17 protein-coding genes and 2 pseudogenes are annotated in these 18,007 nt (G+C 65.0%); 3 read left to right on the top strand and 16 right to left on the bottom strand.

Annotation, left to right across the window (positions count from 1 at the left end; translation table 11 throughout):
* Window positions 1–11: 11 nt before the first annotated feature.
* The 7 genes from AC6H42_RS19290 to queE form a co-directional block, all read right to left on the bottom strand.
* Window positions 12–1,613 carry an ABC-F family ATPase gene (locus AC6H42_RS19290; protein WP_082551936.1) on the bottom strand — a complete coding sequence of 534 codons (1,602 nt, stop codon included), beginning with the start codon at window positions 1,611–1,613 and terminating at the stop codon, window positions 12–14.
* Window positions 1,614–1,848: 235 nt separating this feature from the next.
* Window positions 1,849–2,778, bottom strand: coding sequence for a muramoyltetrapeptide carboxypeptidase (gene ldcA, locus AC6H42_RS19285; RefSeq protein WP_497548733.1), 930 nt, complete (start codon window positions 2,776–2,778; stop codon window positions 1,849–1,851).
* Window positions 2,779–2,810: 32 nt separating this feature from the next.
* Complete coding sequence (locus AC6H42_RS19280) at window positions 2,811–3,722, bottom strand: alpha/beta fold hydrolase (protein ID WP_057156506.1); 912 nt, start codon at window positions 3,720–3,722, stop codon at window positions 2,811–2,813.
* A gap of 2 nt (window positions 3,723–3,724) precedes the next feature.
* The gene (locus tag AC6H42_RS19275; RefSeq protein ID WP_497548732.1) at window positions 3,725–4,537 is read right to left on the bottom strand and encodes an alpha/beta fold hydrolase; all 813 of its coding nucleotides are present in this window, start codon (window positions 4,535–4,537) and stop codon (window positions 3,725–3,727) included.
* Window positions 4,538–4,658: 121 nt separating this feature from the next.
* A complete protein-coding gene (gene tadA, locus AC6H42_RS19270) occupies window positions 4,659–5,201 on the bottom strand; it encodes a tRNA adenosine(34) deaminase TadA (protein WP_082551935.1) in 543 nt (180 codons plus the stop codon).
* Window positions 5,194–5,640 (bottom strand): 6-carboxytetrahydropterin synthase QueD, encoded by a 447-nt coding sequence (gene queD, locus AC6H42_RS19265; RefSeq protein WP_057156504.1) that lies wholly within the window; start codon window positions 5,638–5,640, stop codon window positions 5,194–5,196. Before queD ends, tadA begins: the two co-directional genes overlap by 8 nt.
* Before the next feature lie 8 nt (window positions 5,641–5,648).
* Window positions 5,649–6,284: a 7-carboxy-7-deazaguanine synthase gene (gene queE, locus AC6H42_RS19260; RefSeq protein WP_057156503.1), complete on the bottom strand. Its 636-nt coding sequence runs from the start codon at window positions 6,282–6,284 to the stop codon at window positions 5,649–5,651.
* Between the two features lie 172 nt (window positions 6,285–6,456).
* On the opposite strand from queE, the gene AC6H42_RS19255 reads away from it, so the two are divergent.
* Window positions 6,457–7,233, top strand: coding sequence for a sensor histidine kinase (locus tag AC6H42_RS19255; protein WP_082551934.1), 777 nt, complete (start codon window positions 6,457–6,459; stop codon window positions 7,231–7,233).
* A gap of 71 nt (window positions 7,234–7,304) precedes the next feature.
* Window positions 7,305–8,291, top strand: coding sequence for a sensor domain-containing diguanylate cyclase (locus AC6H42_RS19250; RefSeq protein ID WP_497548731.1), 987 nt, complete (start codon window positions 7,305–7,307; stop codon window positions 8,289–8,291).
* Here AC6H42_RS19250 and AC6H42_RS19245 read toward each other — a convergent pair.
* Window positions 8,288–10,000, bottom strand: coding sequence for a DUF4214 domain-containing protein (locus tag AC6H42_RS19245; RefSeq protein WP_497548730.1), 1,713 nt, complete (start codon window positions 9,998–10,000; stop codon window positions 8,288–8,290). The two genes, AC6H42_RS19250 and AC6H42_RS19245, sit on opposite strands and share 4 nt — an antisense overlap.
* A gap of 143 nt (window positions 10,001–10,143) precedes the next feature.
* On the opposite strand from AC6H42_RS19245, the gene AC6H42_RS19240 reads away from it, so the two are divergent.
* A complete protein-coding gene (locus AC6H42_RS19240) occupies window positions 10,144–12,975 on the top strand; it encodes a M16 family metallopeptidase (protein WP_497548729.1) in 2,832 nt (943 codons plus the stop codon).
* On the opposite strand, the gene AC6H42_RS19235 is transcribed toward AC6H42_RS19240, so the two are convergent.
* From AC6H42_RS19235 to AC6H42_RS19200, 8 genes and pseudogenes are all read right to left on the bottom strand, one after another.
* Complete coding sequence (locus AC6H42_RS19235) at window positions 12,976–13,269, bottom strand: GNAT family N-acetyltransferase (RefSeq protein ID WP_267877833.1); 294 nt, start codon at window positions 13,267–13,269, stop codon at window positions 12,976–12,978.
* A gap of 426 nt (window positions 13,270–13,695) precedes the next feature.
* A pseudogene (locus AC6H42_RS19230) lies at window positions 13,696–14,208 on the bottom strand (GNAT family N-acetyltransferase); the annotation flags it as partial.
* 1 nt (window position 14,209) lies between these two features.
* Complete coding sequence (locus AC6H42_RS19225) at window positions 14,210–14,791, bottom strand: helix-turn-helix domain-containing protein (protein WP_497548728.1); 582 nt, start codon at window positions 14,789–14,791, stop codon at window positions 14,210–14,212.
* A 78-nt stretch (window positions 14,792–14,869) separates the two neighbouring features.
* Window positions 14,870–15,610 (bottom strand): annotated as a pseudogene (locus AC6H42_RS19220) (YoaK family protein); the annotation flags it as partial.
* 50 nt (window positions 15,611–15,660) lie between these two features.
* Window positions 15,661–16,362, bottom strand: coding sequence for a LysE family translocator (locus AC6H42_RS19215; protein WP_057156496.1), 702 nt, complete (start codon window positions 16,360–16,362; stop codon window positions 15,661–15,663).
* Window positions 16,359–16,829, bottom strand: a complete 471-nt coding sequence (locus AC6H42_RS19210; RefSeq protein WP_497548727.1) for an Lrp/AsnC family transcriptional regulator — start codon at window positions 16,827–16,829, stop codon at window positions 16,359–16,361. Before AC6H42_RS19210 ends, AC6H42_RS19215 begins: the two co-directional genes overlap by 4 nt.
* A gap of 55 nt (window positions 16,830–16,884) precedes the next feature.
* Window positions 16,885–17,136: a hypothetical protein gene (locus AC6H42_RS19205; RefSeq protein ID WP_057156494.1), complete on the bottom strand. Its 252-nt coding sequence runs from the start codon at window positions 17,134–17,136 to the stop codon at window positions 16,885–16,887.
* A gap of 18 nt (window positions 17,137–17,154) precedes the next feature.
* Window positions 17,155–17,916, bottom strand: coding sequence for a DNA/RNA non-specific endonuclease (locus tag AC6H42_RS19200; protein WP_497548726.1), 762 nt, complete (start codon window positions 17,914–17,916; stop codon window positions 17,155–17,157).
* Between the last annotated feature and the right edge of the window lie 91 nt (window positions 17,917–18,007).

Below are 18,007 nucleotides of genomic sequence, written 5' to 3'. Positions count from 1 at the left end.
GTGCTCTTGGATTAGTTGATGCCCTGGCTGGTCAGGTACTCTTCGTAGTTGCCGCGGAAATCGACGATCTCGTTTTCCTTGACTTCGAGGATGCGGTTGGCCAGCGACGAAACGAATTCGCGGTCGTGCGAAACGAAGATCAGGGTGCCGGCATACTTATCCAGCGCGATGTTCAGCGATTCGATCGATTCCATGTCCATGTGGTTGGTCGGCTCATCGAGCAGCAGCACGTTGTGGCGGCCCAGCATCAGCTTGCCGTACATCATCCGGCCCTTTTCACCGCCGGACAGCACGCGCACCGACTTCTTCACCTCGTCGCCGCCGAACAGCAGGCGGCCCAGGCTGGAACGCACGGCCTGGTCGTCGTCGCCTTCCTTGGTCCAGCGGCCCATCCAGTCGGTCAGCGTCAGGTCGGTGGCGAATTCCTCGGTCGGATCCTGCGGCATGTAGCCGACGTTGGCGTTTTCCGCCCACTTGATGCGGCCGGTGTCGGCGTTCAGGCCGGTGATCTCTTCGCCGCCGATGCAGCGCAGCAGCGTGGTCTTGCCGGCGCCGTTGGCGCCGATAATGGCGATGCGCTCACCCGCTTCCACCATGATGCTGAAGTTCTTGAACAGCTGGCGGTCGTAGGCTTTGGAGATGTTCTCCGCTTCCACGGCCAGGCGGTGCAGCTTCTTCTCGCCGTCGAAACGTACGAAGGGGTAGGCGCGCGAGGACGGCTTCATGTCTTCGACCTTGATCTTCTCGATCATCTTGGCGCGCGAGGTGGCCTGGCGGGCCTTGGACTTGTTGGCCGAGAAACGGCGCACGAAGTCCTGCAGCTCGGCGACCTTCTCTTTCGCCTTGGCGTTGTTGGCCAGCTGCTGGTTGCGGGCCTGGGTCGAGGCCAGCATGTACTCGTCGTAGTTGCCCGGGTAGATCTTCAGCGTACCGTAATCCATGTCGGCCACGTGGGTGCACACCTGGTTCAGGAAGTGGCGATCGTGGGAAATGATGATCATGGTGGAATTGCGCTCGTTTAGCACGTCTTCCAGCCAGCGGATGGTGTTGATGTCCAGGTTATTGGTCGGTTCGTCCAGCAGCAGGATGTCCGGATTCGAGAACAGGGCCTGGGCCAGCAGCACGCGCAGCTTCCAGCCGGGCGAGACGGCGCTCATCGGACCCTGGTGCAGCGAGATGTCCACGCCGGCGCCCAGCAGCAGTTCGCCGGCGCGCGATTCGGCGGTGTAGCCGTCGTACTCGGAGACTTTGCCTTCCAGGTCGGCCGCACGCATGTAGTCGTCGTCGGTGGCGTCCGGGTTGGCGTAGATGGCATCGCGTTCCTGCATGGCGGCCCACATTTCGGTGTGGCCCATCATTACCACGTCGAGCACGCGCATTTCTTCGTAGGCGAACTGGTCCTGGCGCAGCTTGCCGAGGCGCTCGTTGACGTCCAGCGCCACGTTGCCGGCCGACGGCTCCAGGTCGCCGCCCAGGATTTTCATGAAGGTCGACTTGCCGCAGCCGTTGGCGCCGATCAGGCCATAGCGGTTGCCGTCGCCGAACTTGACGGAAATATTTTCGAACAGCGGCTTGGCGCCGAACTGCATGGTGATGTTTGCGGTCGATAACACGTCTGAAGGCCCTTAAAGCGGTAAATTCACAACCTGACATTTTACCACTCTATGAACTCAGCGTCAGCCAAGGCTCAGCTGAGCTCAGTTGACGTACCGGGCAACGAAGCAGACAGCAGCCAACTCACACCAAGTCTTCCATGGTCACATAGCTTGAGCGCATGGCTTCCACAGTAGCCCGCACGGCCGCCATTTCTTTTTCCAGGTTGATACTACGCGAGAGCATGGCTCGATATCAGCCATGCCCCAGCGTGGGGTAGCCGCTCGCGGTCAAATCGAAGCCTTCTGCATCCGACACCAGATGCGCCTGCGCGCCGAACGGCAAGGTGCAGCGCTGCTTGATGTGCCCGAATGGCAGCCCGGTCAGCACCGGTATCGGCAGCCGCGAACGCATGTAGGCCAGCATGGCGTCGAAGTCGTAACCGTTGTCGAATGCCGCCAGCTTGTAGCCGGACACGTCGCCCAGCACCAGCGCCTTTTGCTTGTCCAGCACGCCCGCGTGCAGCAACTGCAGCAGCATGCGCTCGATGCGGTAAGGGTGTTCGTTGATGTCCTCGACGAACAGGATGCCGTCCTGGACTTGCGCGAAATACGGCGTGCCCAGCAGGTGCACCAGCATGGCCAGGTTGCCGCCCCACAGTTTGCCGCTCACGTCCACCGCCGGATTGCCGGCGGCGCTGCCGCGCACCGAGTGGGCCGGGCCGCGCAGGCAGTCCCACAGCTGCTTCAGCGTGTAGTCCACCGGCTCGTCGCGGATGAAATCGTCGCAGATCATCGGGCCGGCGAAGCTGATGGCGCCGGTGGCCTGCATCAAGCCCATATGGAAAGCGGTGAAATCGCTGTAGCCGACGAACAGCTTGCCGCTGTCGGCCATGGCGCGGAAGTCGATTTGCGGCAGGATGCGGCTGATGCCGTAGGAGCCGCGCAGCGCCATCACCACTTGCACTTCGGGATCGGCCGCCGCCGCGTTCAGCTGGGCCAGGCGCGCCTGGTCCGTGCCGCCGAAACGCTGGAACTTCAGCTCCGGCTCATAATAATTGTGGACCACAAAGCCCTGCGCTTCCATGCGCGCAATACCGCGCGCCAGCAGCGCTTCATCCAGCGCATAGCCGCCCGGCGCCGCGATCGCGATACCAACGCCCTTCCCTGCTTTTGAAGTACTCAAATCGATTCAGCCCAAGGTACGCACCCAGGCGTTCAGGCAGCCTGGGAATGCCGGGCCATCTTACCTTGCACGTGCGGATCGATCAAGGCGAGCAGCCGGCCTATCAGCTGCGGCGGCAGGTCGTGGCCCATGCCCTCAATGATGTGCAGCGCGGCGCCGGCGATCTGGCTGGCGGTGTCGATGCCGCAGGCTACCGGCACCAGCGGATCGCTGGCGCCGTGTATCACCAGGGCAGGTTTGCGGATCTGCTTGAGCAGGTGGCTGCGGTCGCCGTTGGCGGCAATGGCCACCAGCTGCCGGGCCACGCCGGCCGGGCACACGCTGCGGTCCAGCGTGCGGGCGATGCGCGCCCTCAGCTCATGTTCGGGTATCGGGAACCCCGGACTGCCGATCACACGGAAGGTGTCGACCAGGTGCGCCACCAGCTGCTCGCGCGTGCCGCCCGCCGGCGCAGGCGTCAGCAGCGACTTGCGCGCCGCGCGGGTCGGCCCCGGCAGGCCGCGCCTGCCGCTGCTCGACATGATGGAGGTAAGGCTCAGCGTGCGCCGGGCATGCCGCGCCGCGAATACCTGGGCAATCATGCCGCCCATGGAAACGCCGATCACATGCGCCTGCGGCACCTGCAGGTGGTCCAGCAGGCCGTGCGCGTCGTCCGCCATGTCGTCCAGCGTGTAGGCCGGCCGCAGCGGCCAGCCGACGATATTCTTCAGGTAAGACAGCGGCAGATTCGGCACGCCCGCGCCGTCGAACTTGGTGGACAGGCCGCAGTCGCGGTTGTCGTAGCGGATGACGTGGCAGCCGCGCGCCACCAGGCCGTCCACGAACTCCTGCGGCCACGAAATCAGCTGCATGCCCAGCCCCATGATCAGCAGCACCGGCGGGCCGGCTGGATCTCCGGAAGTTTCGTAGGCGATGGTGATGCCGTTGGCGAGGGCGGTAGGCATGATCAGTACAGTCCAAAAAGGTTTTGGAAGAACGGCGTACGCTGGGGATCGAGATACAGCAGCTTCTTGATCCCCGTGTGCGCCACGCGGTCGAAACGGGACCATTGCCCTTCCGGCTGCGCCAGCCGGTCGGCAACGGCGAACAGCGCGCTGGGGTTGGCACCCATGCCGAAATGGCTGGCATGCACTTCGATGTTCTCCGAGTCCGCCGTCTCCTCCTCCATGCTGCACTGCCAGGCGACCACGCCGTCGGTGCGGCTGAAAATGGAGGTGGTGGGCACCGGCGGGCGCCGCTTCAGCGTCGCGAAACGCGCCGCATCGATGCGCTTTTCGCCCGTTACCAGCTGGTACACGCGCCAGGCATTGGTGGCCTTGGGGTGGCCGGTGAAGGGCGAGCCCATGGTGACCACCAGGCGCACCTTCTCCGGCAGCATCTTGGCGACTTCGCGCGCATACACGCCGCCCAGGCTCCAGCCGACCAGGCTGACCTTGCGGCCGGTGCTCTCATGGATTTGTTCAATGCGCGCGACGCAGGCTTCCAGCACGCCCGGCTTGGGACCGAAGTTCAGGCCCTGCTCCCAGCCATAGGTATCGTAGCCGCGGTCGGCCAGGAAGCGCCTTAAAATGATGGTGGTGGTGTCGCCTGCCGCCAGGCCGGGAAATACCATGACGGGGTGGCCATCGCCGGCGGGCGCCAGGCGGGCGAAGGGGTAGGCCGCGAAGGCCGCGCCCAATTCCCAGGGCGCGCGCAACTCCAGGGCGAGGCGCACCACGCCAGGCGCGCCCTCATCTTCCATTTGTTTGGGGGACCGCATTGAATCTCCTGCTTACGGGTAATGCCTCTTGCCGTTTGCACCAGCATAGCACCAACCGCTGAGCAGGGGGAACACCAATGCGGAGAGCGCCGCAGGTAGTGGCTTTTACTCCACAGGACCTTTACTCCGCAGCCGCCTTGCGTGCCGCCGAGGCCGCAGCGCGGCGGGCAGCGAAAAAGCTCTTCAGCATGCCGGCGCAATCATCGGCCAGCACGCCGCCCACGGTCCGGGCGTGATGATTGAGCCGCTCCTGCTCGAACAGGTTAACCACCGAGCCGCAGGCGCCAGTCTTGGGGTCGGGCGCGCCGTAGACGATGCGGGCCAGGCGCGCGTGCATCATCGCGCCGGAACACATCACGCACGGTTCCAGGGTCACGTACAACTCGCAGCCCGGCAGGCGGTAATTGCCGAGCACTTCGGCGGCGGCGCGCAGCGCCACGATCTCCGCGTGTGCGGTGGGGTCGTGCTTGCCGATAGGCTGGTTGTAGCCGCGCGCGATGACCACGCCGTCCTTGACGACGACGGCGCCCACCGGCACTTCGCCCTCGTCCCAGGCCCTTTGCGCCTGTTCCAGCGCTTCGCGCATGAAGGCCTCGTCAGCCGGCTGCACAGCCGCCGTGGGCAGCGGCCCGGCCAGTGCGGCGGGCGCCTGCAAATCAGGCATCGGTGATCTCTGCCCAGCAGTTAGGGGTTTCGTGCAGCACCAGCTTGTGCAGGTGCAGGCCTGTGCCGTAGCGGTCCTTGAAAGCCGCTTTCAGGATGTCGAAGGCCACCGCCGCCAGGTTTTCCACGGTCGGAATGCGGTCGATCACCACGGTCTTGTGGTTCGGCAGCGAAGCCAGGAACTCCTTGACCGCGCTGTCCTTCTCGTAGACCAGGAAGGCGTGGTCCCAGACGTCCACCAGGTGTTCCTTGGCGATGGTCTTCACGTCCGAAAAGTCCATGATCATGCCGTTGTCGGAATTGCCTTCGGCGTTGATCACCTGGCCGGTGAGCGTGATTTCGAGCGTGTAGCGGTGGCCATGCAGGTTGCGGCACTGGCTTTTGTGGTCCGGAATGCGGTGGCCTGCGTCGAATTCCAGTTTACGGGTGATGGTCAGCATATTGATTCTTAAGGTATTTGCAGCAGTTTATGTGTTTGCAGGCTCAGTTTCCATTTCGGATTGCGCTTGCAGGTTTCGATCGCCAGCGTGGTGTTGAATTCGGCCAGCGGGCCGTCCATGGGCTGGACGAAGAAGTTCTCGAAGTCCAGGCCTTCATAGGCGGCCAGGTCCTGGTCCTTCTGCGGGATCACAACCTTGATCTCGTTGCCTTTGTGGACCACCAGCCTGGAACCCATTTTCGGGCTCACGCAGATCCAGTCCACGCCTTCTGGCACCGGCAAGGTACCGTTGGTTTCAATCGCAATCTCAAAGCCCGCCGCGTGCATCGCTGCGATCAGGGCCGGGTCCAGCTGCAGCAAGGGCTCGCCGCCGGTAAACACCACATACTTGCTGGCTGGATAGGTCTCCGGCCACAGGCTGTTGATCACCCCGGCCAAGGCCTCCGGCGTGGCGAACTTGCCGCCCCGTTCGCCGTCCGTGCCGACGAAGTCGGTATCGCAGAACTGGCAGACCGCCGTGGCGCGGTCGCTCTCGCGGCCGGTCCACAGATTGCAGCCCGCAAAGCGGCAGAACACCGCGGGACGGCCGGCGTGGGCGCCCTCGCCTTGCAAGGTGTAGAAAATCTCTTTGATGCTGTAAGTCACGATGATTAACCCGATAGTCAACCTTCAATTATAGCCGAAAGCGGCGCTGCCATAAAGTGTGGAAAAAATGTTAGCCATACGGCATATCCGATTGACAGTTTGATATTTAACAAAGTGCATTAATTGCGTTCAGGATATGTTCAGAGCTGTTCCGACAGCTGGAGGGCCTGCCATGACCGCATCCCATGTGGAGATTCTGAGTGCCTGCACAGTATTGCTGGCGTCCATTTCGCTGGCGCTGCTGTGGCGCTGCCAGCTGCTCGAACGCGCGCTGGAAGCGGCCCGGGCGGGCGGCGCCGTACTGCTGCACGAGGAGCGCATGCGCATCGCCGGTGACATCCACGACGACCTCGGGCAAAACCTGCTGACACTGAACATCGAACTGGCGGCGCTGCAGAACCACCCCGGCATGCCGCCATCCGCGCGCCCTCACCTGGCCACCTTGCTGGCGCATACCGACGCCGCCGTGCGTTCGCTGCGCGGCGTCATCAACGGCTTGCGGCCGGTAGGGCTGGAACAGGGGCTGCGGCGCGCCGTGGAGCGCCAACTGACGGAATTCTCGCGCATCAACGGCATACACTATCAGCTGGAGTCGGCCCAGTACGGCAGCGACGCCGCCTGCCCGGCCGACGCCACCGTGTTCCGCGTGCTGCAGGAGTCGCTGTCCAACATCGCGCGCCACGCCGGCGCCACCGAAGTGCGCATCGCGCTGTGCCGCAACGACCACGAGCTGAGCATGACGGTGCGCGACAACGGCGTCGGCATGCGCGAAGGGCCGCCGCGCCGGGGCTGCGGCCTGCTCGGCATCGAACACCGCGTGGCCGCCGCCGGCGGCTGCTTCGTGCTGGCCAGCACGCCCGGACAGGGCACCGCGCTGACCATCTCCATCCCCACGGCCGCCAAGGCGGCCAATCAGCCATCTTTTGTTCCGCATCAAGCCAGGCGGTGACTTGCCGCAGCACAATAAACAGCACCGCAATCAACCACAAGCACGTAAAAACAGGTCAAAAAAGGAATCGTATGCCACAGGTTTTGCATCTGTTCGACCCGGCCCTGGCCGGCCCGCAGCACGGCCTGGCGCTCAGGCTGATGGAGCTGCTGGTGGTCCCCACCTTCGTACTGGACGGGCACGGGCGGGTGCTGATCTGGAACCGCGCCTGCGAGCGGCTCACCGGGGTCAAGGCCGGCGAGGTGCTGGGCAGCTGCGAGCACTGGCGCTGCTTTTACCACCAGCAGCGCCCCACCCTGGCCGACCTGGTGGTGCAGGGCCGCAGCGGCGAGGCCTGCCACCTGTACGACCTGCACGTGCGCCGCGCCGAGGACGAAGCAAGCCTGACCGCCGAAAACTGGTGCGACATGCCGCGCCTTGGCCGCAGCCGCTACCTGGCGGTGGACGCCAGCCCGATCCGCGACGGCGACGGCGCCATCGTGGCGGTGGTGGAAACCTTGCGCGACCTGACGGACGAAAAGAAGGCCCAGATCGCGCTCGAGCAGCTGGCCACGCGCGACGGCCTGACCGGGCTGGCCAACCGCCGCTGCTTCGACAGCACCTTGCACGCCGAGTGGCAGCGCGCCTTGCGCCAGCAGCAGCCGCTGTCGCTGCTGATGGTCGATGTCGACAACTTCAAGCAATACAACGACGCCTACGGCCACCTGGGCGGGGACGAATGCCTGCAGCGCATCGCCACGGCGGTGGCCAGCGAGATGCGCGCCAACGACCTGGTGGCCCGCTACGGCGGCGAGGAATTCGCGGTGATCCTGCCCAACCAGTCGCTGAAAGGCGCGGCCATCGTGGCCGAGCGCATACGCTGCCGCGTGGAGCGGCTGCAGCTGCCCAACCTGGGCGCGGAGAAGCAGTTCGTCACGGTCAGCATCGGTGCCGCCACCGCGCTGCCGGCGCCGGAGGCCGATCCGCCCCAGTTGGTGGCGACCGCCGACGCGGCGCTGTACCGGGCCAAGCACATGGGCCGCAACCGCATCAGCCTGACGCAGGAAGCCGAGTCCTAGCCGAACGGCGTGTAGACCAGGCCATTGCCGATCAGGCCGGCCACCGCCGCCTGGCACTCAGGCGAGTCGGCAAAGTTGAGCAGCATGATGGCGCGCGACATGCCGCCGTCAAGGATGGCCACATTCCAGTTCAAGCCGGCCTCGTCGGGTGCGCGGTGCAGCGCGTTCAAGTACAGCTGCGTGAGGAACTGCCGGTTGTCATAGCCGCCGTAGCGTGCGTTGAACTCGGCGCTGTCCAGGAAGCTTTGCGCCAGCGCGCCGAGGCCAGTGCCGTGGTCCAGGGCGGACATCCAGAAACCCAGCCCGCCGCTGGCCGGCGCCCGGTCCAGCGCCGCCCGGAACAGGCGGAACACTTCGCCGGCCGCCCCGTCCACGCCCACGTCCAGCGCCAGCGCGCTGTCGCTGAACGCAAGCCGCTCGACGCTGCTCAGCACATCGATGCTGCCGCCGCCGTCGGTGACGGTGTAGCCCTTGCCGGACGCGCGCACCGAGTAGGAGCCGCGCGCAGCGCCGTAGACCAGCGTATCGAGACCCGCGCCGCCGTCGATGAATTCATTGCCCGGCGCCGCCTGCAGCATATCGTTGCCGCCGGTGCCGCCGGCCGGCCCGCGCAAGGCAAGGTCCGCCACGTTCACGCGCATGTCGGCGAACTGCAGCAGCTCCACGCCAGTCAGCACATCCAGCCCCTGCCCTCCTATGCGCACTTCGTCCGCCGTGCGGATGATGGAATAGCTGGCAAACAGGCCGCTGAACACCACCGCGTCCTCACCGTCGCCGGTGTTGATGATGTCGTCGCCCGCGCCGACCTTTACCACGTCGGCGCCGCTGCCGCCTTTCATTACATTGCCCGCGTCGTTGAGCGTGACGCTGGAACCGCCGGCGCCGGTCAGCACGTTCCGTATCGATACGTTGTAGGCGATCGACACATTGGCCAGGCCGCTGGCCGTGCCGCTGAAGGCGCCCGCGCGCAGGTCGATCTGCGTGGCGCCGGTACAGGCCGAAAAGTCGAAGGTATTGTTGCCGCCCGCGTCCCACACGCACACTGGCGCCTGCCCGCTGCCGAAAGCGTACACGTCGTCCCCGGTGCGGTAGCCCGTGTTTGCGCCGTACAGGTACTGGATGGCCTGGATGTCGTACAGCATGGGCGAGACGTCGTAGCGCCCGTTGAAAGCGGACGACTGGTGATAGGACATTACCGTGTAATCGGTATTGTCGGTGGCCGATGGCAGGAAGGGCCCATCCACGCTGCCGCCGGCCGAATCATAGTCGCCTGGGTGCTTCAGCCCCAGGGTGTGGCCGATCTCGTGCAGCAGCACGGCCGGACCGAAGCTGCCGGGCGTGAAAACGCTGTTGTAGTAGCCGCGGTTGTTCAGGTACAGCGCCACCCACGCAACGCCCGGTTCAGGCAGGTACGCATAGGCGCTGCTGTTGTCCCCGCTCTGGTCGTTGGTGCCGAAGCGCAGCTGTCCGCCGCCGGCGGTTTCGACGAAAGTCACGTTGGCCACGGCAGCCCAGGCGTCCAGCGCGGCGCGGGTGGCCTGCTGCTGCGCAAACGTCATCGCCTGGAAACCCTTGGCATCGTCGGCCGTGGCGTCGCCCGGCACGCTGGTCAGGAAGCGGTAGGTCAGCGTTGCCGCCGTGCCGGGCACCGTAGTCCAGCTGCTGTAGGCCAGTGCATCGATGCTGTTGATACCGGTGGTTGCGCTCATATTGTTACTTGCTCTGAATGGGCCGTTTTACTTTCATGTTAGCACGCCGAAATGCCTATGCATCCGGGCCTGAATATTTTATTCTTCCGCGTTGCCACTCCCCACAAGGTTGCGTGGTTTTTTAAAACAACAAGGAGAAATAAGTGTCCAAGCTGATACCAGTCCTTACCCTGGCACTGGCCGCGCCCGCGATGGCGGCGCCTTCGGTCAGCCCGGCCAAGGCCGATCTGCTGCCCTTCAAAGCCACCGAGAAGACCCTCGCCAACGGCCTGAAAGTGATCGTCGTGCCGACCGGCTTCCCCAACATCGTCTCGCTGCAGATCCCGGTGCAGACCGGTTCGCGCAATGAGGTGGAGCCCGGCAAGTCCGGTTTCGCCCACTTCTTCGAGCATATGATGTTCCGGGGCACCAAGAACTACCCGCCCGAGAAATACCAGGACATCATCACCAAGGCCGGCGCGCGCCAGAACGCCTACACCAGCGACGACCTGACCAACTACTACACCACCTTCGCCAAGGAAGACCTGGACACCGTGCTGAAGGTGGAAGCGGACCGCTTCCAGAACCTGGAGTACAGCGAAGACGTGTTCAAGACCGAATCGCGCGCCGTGCTGGGCGAATACAACAAGAACAGCGCCAATCCGTTCTCCAAGCTGTTCGAAGTGATGCGCGACGCCGCCTTTGAAAAGCACACCTACAAGCACACCACGATGGGCTTCATCAAGGACATCGAGGACATGCCGAACCAGTATGCCTATTCCAAGGTGTTTTTCGACCGCTGGTACCGCCCTGAGCGCACCACCATCATCGTCGCCGGCGACGTGGAGCCGGACAAGGCTATCGCCATGGTGGAAAAATACTGGAGCAAATGGCAGCGCGGCAGCTACAAGGCCGACGTGCCGGTGGAACCGGCTCCGGCAGGCGCCATCTACAAGCACGTTCCTTGGGCCACGCCCACCCTGCCGCTGGTCACCGTCGCCTTCCGCGCGCCGGCCTTCTCCGAACAAGCCAAGGAGCAGGCCGCGCTGTCGATGCTGCTGTCGCTGTCCTTCGGCCGTACCTCGCCGCTATTCAAGCGCCTGGTACAGGACGAGCAGAAAGTGGACCAGCTGTTCGACAGCACGCCCAACCGCGTCGATCCGACGCTGGCCCTGATCGCCGCCCGCGTGAAGAAAGGCGATGACGCCATCTACGTGCGCGACGCCATCCTGCAAACCGTCGCCAAGGCGCGCACCGAAGCGGTCAGCGACAAGACGCTGGCCGAAGCCAAGTCCGCGCTGAAGTACGGCGTAATCCGCTCGCTGGACAATACCGAACAGATCGCCGGCACGCTGGCCTCCTTCGTGCATTTCAACCGCTCCTACGGCACCATCAACAACTACTACCGCGTGCTGGACTCGCTGACCCCGGCCGACCTGCTGGCCGCCGGCCGCAAGTTCCTCACCGACGACGGTATGGTGGTGACCACACTGTCGCACTCCACGCTGCCGGCGCAGATCGGCACGCTGCCGAAACTGGCCAGCTTCGAGCCGAAGGCGGGCAAGACCAACCTCGACGTGCTGGTGCAAAAGTCCGCCCTGCCGCAGATCCGTTACAAGCTGCTGTTCTCGGCCGGTTCCGCCCACGACCCGGCCGGCAAGGAAGGCCTGGCGGCGCTGACCGCCGCCATGGTGGCCTCGGCCGGCTCCACCGACCGCAAGATCGACGAGATCGCCAAGGCGTTCTTCCCCATGGCAGGCAGCTTCAGCGAGCAGACCGACAAGGAGATGACCACCTTCACCGGCTCCATCCACAAGGACAACTGGGCCGCCTTCAACGAGATCGCGCTGCCGATGCTGCTGTCGCCGGGCTTCCGCCAGGAAGACTTCCGCCGCCTGAAGGATGCGCAGAAAAACGCGCTGCAAGTTGACCTGAAGGACAACAACGAGGAAGAACTGGGCAAGGAGCGCCTGCAGGCGAATGTGTTCGCGGGCAGCGGCTATGGCCACGCCGTGCTGGGCACCGCCAAGGGCCTGGACAGCATCACGCTGGACGATGTGAAGAACTTCTGGAAAACCGCCTACACCCAGGGCGCCGTGCGCGTCGGCATTTCCGGCGACGTGAGCGAGGCCATGACCGCCACGCTGAAGCAGGCGCTGGCCAAGCTTCCCGATGGCGCCGGCCTGCCGGCAAGCAAGCCGCCGGTGGGCAAGACGCCGGCCGGACTGGAAATCGAGATCATCGAGAAGAACACTCGCGCCACCGCCATTTCCTTCGGCCTGCCGCTCACGGTAACCCGTTCCCACCCCGACTTCCCCGCCTTGTGGATGGTGAAGACCTGGCTGGGCGAGCACCGTTCGTCGAGCGCCCTGCTGTACCAGCGCATCCGCGAACTGCGCGGCATGAACTATGGCGATTACGCGTACACCGAAGCCTTCCCGCGCGGAATGTTCCAGTTCTTCCCCAACCCTAACCTGGGACGCAAGGCACAGCTGTTCGAGGTGTGGATCCGCCCTGTGGCGCCTGAAAACGGCCACTTCGCGCTGCGCATCGCGCTGTCGGAACTGGATAAGGCGCTCAGCAACGGCATGAGCAAGGAGCAGTTCGAAACCACGCGCGGCTACCTGATGAAGAACGTGTTCGTCATGACCTCGACGCAGGACCAGCAACTGGGCTATGCGCTCGATTCGCAGTGGTACGACACGCCCGAATTCACAAAGCTGATGCGGGACGGCCTGTCGAAGCTGACCGTCGACGACGTCAACGCGGCCATGAAGAAACACCTGTCGGCCAGAAACCTGTCGGTGGTCATGATCACCAAGGATGCCGCCGGCCTGAAGGAAAAACTGCTCAGCGACGCGCCCTCACCCATCAAGTACGACGGCAACAAGCCGAAGGAAGTGCTGGACGAAGACCAGGTGATCGGCAACCTGAAGCTGAACATCAAGCCGGAGGCGGTGAAGATCACGCCGTCGGCCCAGGTGTTCGCGGAATGATCAGGCTACGCGCCTGATTACGCTGAAGCAGATCTCGCGGCGCACGGCAAAGCCTAATTTTTCATAGACTTGCTTGGCGCCGTTTTCCGTTTTCACGTGCAGGAACGGCGTCTTGCCGGACGCCTGGATCTGCGCCATCAGCGACTGCATCAGGGCCCGCGCGTGGCCTGCGCCGCGCGCTTCAGGGCTGGTGCAGACCGCGCTGATTTCCGTGTACCCGTCCAGCGCCATGCGCGTGCCGGACATCGCCGCCAGGCTGCCGCCGGCCGCGCGTACGCCAAGATAGCGGCCCATGGTGATGGTCTTCCGCACGAACGGCCCCGGCCTGGTTTCCGCCGCCAGCGCTATCATGTCCGGCACATCGTCGGCGCCCAGCGCCAGCAGCGGCCAGGCGTGCGGGCCGGCCTGCACGGGATGCGGGCCCGTGTAGACCATCTGGTCGATATAGCGCGCCCGCACCACTTCCCATTCCGGCGGCAGCGCCAGCGGGCTGGGCGTCAGCAGCCACACTTCCTCATCGGTTTCGACCATCGCGCGCAAGTCTTCGAACGCTTGCGCCGACGGCTCGCGCAGCCCCGCCAGCGGCGACACGTCGCGCGGATAGCGCGCGGCCAGGCCATTGCGCAGTGCCATCGCGGCGTGTGTTCCACTGCCGCTGCCACCGTCAAGGCCGTTGCCGCCAAGCGCGTTCCAGACCGGATTGTCCAGCGCCAGCGGCTCCAGTTTGCGGTAATAGAAAGTGGTGTCGCACAGCGCGCCGTCGGGCATCAGCGCAAAGTCGGGCACCACGCCGACGCGCTGCCAGCCCTGCCGCTGGTACAGCCGCTCCGCGTCGGGGCTGGCGGTGTCCAGCACCAGCAGCCATTTGCCGCAGTCGCGCGCCACCTGCTCGGCGTGCCGCATCAGCGCCTCGCCCAGGCCGCGCCGGCGCGCACGGCGCCGCACCAGCATCTTGGAGACGTCCGCCCGGTGCGGCTGGTTATCCGGCTGCGCCAGCACCAGCTGCACCGTGCCGAGGATGCCGGTGTCGTCCTCGGCCACCATCAATGCGCGCTCGCCGCACGCCACCCCGTCCGCGACGCCGCGCCAGAAGGCCAGCGCCTTGTCCATCCCCAAGGGCTGCATGAAACTCACCGATGCGCCGCCCTCCACGCAATCGGTCAACAGGTCCGCCAGTTCCTGGATGTGGGCCTCGCTGACGGAAGCCAGGCGGTGTACGCGATAGTCCTGCATGTCAGCTCCTGAAGTTGCTTGTGGTGGTAATGACGACCGCGTAGCGCGTGGTCTCGCCGGTAGGATTGTGGAACGCCATGGGCCGGTCCAGCACCATCGCGTAGCAGTCCCCCGCGCCCAGCCGGAACAGTTCCTCGCCATAGGTAATCTCGATCACGCCTTCCAGTATCCACACCTGCTGGTGCACCTGCGGCTCGCGCGCGGCGGTTTCATAGGCCACGCGGGCCAGAGGCGGGAACTCGACTTCCACCAGCTGGATCGGCGAGGCCACGCCTGCCGGCGACACGTTGCGCCGCACGTAGCCGGAATGCGGGTCGCGCCAGGACTGCTGCTGGGCACGGCGAGAAACTGGATCGCCCGCCGCCGCCGGCGCCTCGAACAGCGAGGCCAGTGTCACGCCAAGGCCGGTGGCCAGCTTCTCCAGCACCACGGCGGTGGGACTGCTTTCGCCGCGTTCGATCAACGACAGCATGGAACGGCTGACACCGCAGTGGCTGGCCAGCGCGTCCAGTGACTGGCCGCGCGCGGCGCGCAGTTCGCGCACGCGCTGGGCAATTAACAAATGGAGAGAAGATTCCGTCATAGTGGATTAAGTATCCAGCATATTGGATAACGGTGCAAGCGGAATTTGACGCCATGCCGCCATCGTTACTTAGCCCTGGCGGGCCACCAAATCGTCCAGCGCAGGGACGATCGCCATTGCCACCAGTAGCAGCGCCAATGGAACGGTTGCCGTGTAGCCCATGGTCTGGAAGCCCAGCGCGCCGGACACGCCGCCGGCAAAGAACGCGGATACCAGCGTCACCAGCAGCCACAGGCGCTCGCCGTTGGCTTGCACGCGGTGCTGGCCCGGCTGCAGTTCGCGCCCGTTCCAGTACGCCAGCTTGCCCAACTCAATGCCGATGTCGGTCACGATACCGGTGATGTGGGTGGTACGGATCTCGGCCTTCGAGATCTTGGTGATCAGCGCGTTCTGCAGGCCCATGATGAAGCACAGCGTCATCACGGTGAGCGGAACAAACAGGCCGGCAATGTCCGCCAGTTGCGCGCCCAAAACGCCGAAGCCCAGCAGCAGCAAGGCTTCCAGCAGCAAGGGCAGTGCATACTCGCCGTGCATCCGGCGCCGGCGCGCGTAATTGACCATGATGGCCGAACAAGCCGCGCCGGCGAGGAAGGACAGCAGAGCGCCCAGGCCCGGCAGCACCAGGCGGTAAGCGCCCAGCGCCAGGTTGTCGGCCATGTCGGACACGATGCCGGTCATGTGGGAAGTGTATTGGCGCACGGCCAGGAAGCCGCCCGCGTTGATCGCGCCGGCGACAAAGCACAACAGCACGCCAAGGTGGCGGTTGCCGTCGGGGCTGCGTTTGCTGCCGGTGAGTTTTCGGGCGTAATGAATAGGCATGGGCTGCCTGCTACTTTAGCACCGTTTTCAGGATCCGATCAGGCCATTGATCAGGCCATTGTCATCCCGGTGATCAGCGACCAGGCAGCGAAGGCCAGCAAGGCGCATCCCGATACCGCTTCGATGATGCGCAGGATTCCAGGCGAAACCGCCTTGCGGCTGGCGGCCACGCCGCCCACCAGCAGCGCCCACCATGCGATGGAACCGGCGAACACGCCGGCCACCAGCAGCAGGCCGCCGGCCATGCTGCCATCGGGGGGCGCCAGGGCCGCCAGCAGGCCGGCGAAGGAGAGGATGGTCATCGGGCTGGAGGCAGTCAGCGCGAAGGTGCTGCCGAAAGCGCCGAACAGGCCGCGCGCTGTCGCCGCGAGGGGCGCGGCGGCTGCGTCCGCCGACGGCGGCTGGGCGGCCGCAGCCTGGCCCTGCTGGCCGTGCGCGACGGGCGCCGGCGCCTGCATCGCGCGGGCGCGGCGCAGCGCGGCAATTCCTAGTCCGGCCATCAGCAAGCCGCCGACCATGCGCAGCAGCGCCGCATGTTCCAGCAGCAGCGCTGCAACGGCGCTGATGCCCAGGGCCGCGATCAATCCGTACATGGCGTCCGCCGTGGCCGCGCCCAAGCCGGACGCCAGCCCGGTGCGGGCGCCGTGGGCGAAGGTGCGGCGGATGCACAGCAGGCCCACCGGGCCCACCGGCGCCGCGATGGCGAAGCCGATCACCGCACCCCGCATCAGGGTCGAACCCATCTCGATCATGGCGCAGCCCCCTGTCCCGGGCTGAAGCACAGTTCGGAGGTTTCCTTGGCCGTATCCAGCGCGATGATGGTCTCGGTGCGCAGCACGCCCTGCACCGGCTTGAGCTGCGTGGTGAGGAAGCGCTGCAGAGCGGCGGTGTCGCGCACGCGCACTTTCACCAGCCATGAATGCGGGCCGGTGATGTGGTGCGCTTCCTGCACCTCGGCGAAGGAACGCAAGGCAGCCGCGAACAGGGCCTCGTCGGCGCGCGGCTCCAGGTCCACGAAGACGAAAGCGCACACGGTGATGCCGACGCGTGCCGGGTCGATCACCGCGCGGTTGCCGGCCACCGCGCCGGACGCGTTCAGGCGCCGCAGCCTGTCACTGACGGCGGAAACGGACAAGCCGATTTCCTGGCCGATCTCGGCAGCGGAGCGCCGGTTATCGGACTGGATCAGCTGTAGAATTTGCAGGTCGTGGGTATCCATGCGGCGATTTTGCCTGCATTGTCATGATGAGGCAAGCAAAATCGCTGAACTTGACTTATTCGAACGGATTCTTAACGGTCTTCACGTCGGCTGCCGGCAGATTTGCCGGCAGGGATTGCGCCTCCATCTGCGCCAGCACGTCGCCCAGCAAGGCGTGCAGCGCGCGCGCGTCGGCCAGTCCGGCCTGGTCCAGGCTCAGGTCGATATCGCCACTGATGGTAATGCGGTCCAGGCGGTTCTCTATCATCAGGCCACCGATGTGCAGCACGTCGGCCTCGTTCGCGTACGGGATGAATTTGTTTGCCATGTTCATTCTTCACTCTGGTTAACGTTTACGGATCTTCGGGCTCGGCAGGCGCAGCATGGTTTCCTTCTGGCGCGCCGACAGCGAAGGCAGCAGGTCGATGCCGATCTTGGCTTCCAGCTGCGCCACACTCATGGTGACATAGTTGACGTCCGCCTTGTTCTCGACAAAGTAGGCTGCGCCGGCGCGCTGGCGCGGGCTGTACACCACCTTATACAGATGGCTGGGCACCAGCACGTTGCCCACCTTGCGCAGCTCGCTGCCCAGGAAGGCCGGGCCGGTGATCACGTACAGGTCGCCCTCCTTCTTGGCCAGCTTGCGCACCGCCTGCTCGATGGCGGCCCAGACCTGGCGGTTATTGTCGGCATCCTGGGGGACCATATTGGCCAGCGTGAAGCTGTCGCGCTGCGTGGCGCGGTCAGGCATGTCGCCGTTGGGCGCCATGTGGCCGCGGTCGAACCCGCTGCGCGCGTAATCGGACAGCTCGGCCCGCTCGCTGCGCGGCAAGCGCGGCTCGGGATGGAAAGAGTTCTCCCGGTCCAGCTCGCGCGCCTGCTCGACGTTGCCGGAGGTCAGATGCTCGGCCGACCACAGCGGCGTGCGCGTGATCCCCGAATGCATGACACCGAACACCCCGTAGCACAATTCCCTGGTCGCCGAAGCCAGCTTACCGTTGCGTATCTCCGGCGTACGCCCATCGACATAATGAGAAGGGCAAGCGCCGGCGACCGCCCATCCCGTTGCCAGCGCCAAAACGCCGGCTGTTACCAATTTCCGAATCATAAATCCCTAAATAAACAAACAGTTGCGAAAGCGACCTGTGCCGCATTCCACCCACCACCGGGGTCTGACCCCGGTTTGGGTGGAATGCGGC

Source organism: Massilia sp. NBRC 108631, assembly GCF_059704565.1.
Note: the sequence above shows the minus strand (reverse complement) of the source record. Positions and strands in the feature narration are given on the sequence as shown.

Bases quoted from the DNA above. Each gene is read 5' to 3' on its own strand.
- AC6H42_RS19280 (WP_057156506.1), bottom strand. From the start codon at position 3,722: ATGCCTACCGCCCTCGCCAACGGCATCACCATCGCCTACGAAACTTCC.
- AC6H42_RS19275 (WP_497548732.1), bottom strand. From the start codon at position 4,537: ATGCGGTCCCCCAAACAAATGGAAGATGAGGGCGCGCCTGGCGTGGTG.
- tadA (WP_082551935.1), bottom strand. From the start codon at position 5,201: ATGCCTGATTTGCAGGCGCCCGCCGCACTGGCCGGGCCGCTGCCCACG.
- queD (WP_057156504.1), bottom strand. From the start codon at position 5,640: ATGCTGACCATCACCCGTAAACTGGAATTCGACGCAGGCCACCGCATT.
- AC6H42_RS19255 (WP_082551934.1), top strand. From the start codon at position 6,457: ATGACCGCATCCCATGTGGAGATTCTGAGTGCCTGCACAGTATTGCTG.
- AC6H42_RS19250 (WP_497548731.1), top strand. From the start codon at position 7,305: ATGCCACAGGTTTTGCATCTGTTCGACCCGGCCCTGGCCGGCCCGCAG.
- AC6H42_RS19245 (WP_497548730.1), bottom strand. From the start codon at position 10,000: ATGAGCGCAACCACCGGTATCAACAGCATCGATGCACTGGCCTACAGC.
- AC6H42_RS19235 (WP_267877833.1), bottom strand. From the start codon at position 13,269: ATGGGCCGCTATCTTGGCGTACGCGCGGCCGGCGGCAGCCTGGCGGCG.
- AC6H42_RS19225 (WP_497548728.1), bottom strand. From the start codon at position 14,791: ATGACGGAATCTTCTCTCCATTTGTTAATTGCCCAGCGCGTGCGCGAA.
- AC6H42_RS19215 (WP_057156496.1), bottom strand. From the start codon at position 16,362: ATGATCGAGATGGGTTCGACCCTGATGCGGGGTGCGGTGATCGGCTTC.
- AC6H42_RS19210 (WP_497548727.1), bottom strand. From the start codon at position 16,829: ATGGATACCCACGACCTGCAAATTCTACAGCTGATCCAGTCCGATAAC.
- AC6H42_RS19205 (WP_057156494.1), bottom strand. From the start codon at position 17,136: ATGGCAAACAAATTCATCCCGTACGCGAACGAGGCCGACGTGCTGCAC.
- AC6H42_RS19200 (WP_497548726.1), bottom strand. From the start codon at position 17,916: ATGATTCGGAAATTGGTAACAGCCGGCGTTTTGGCGCTGGCAACGGGA.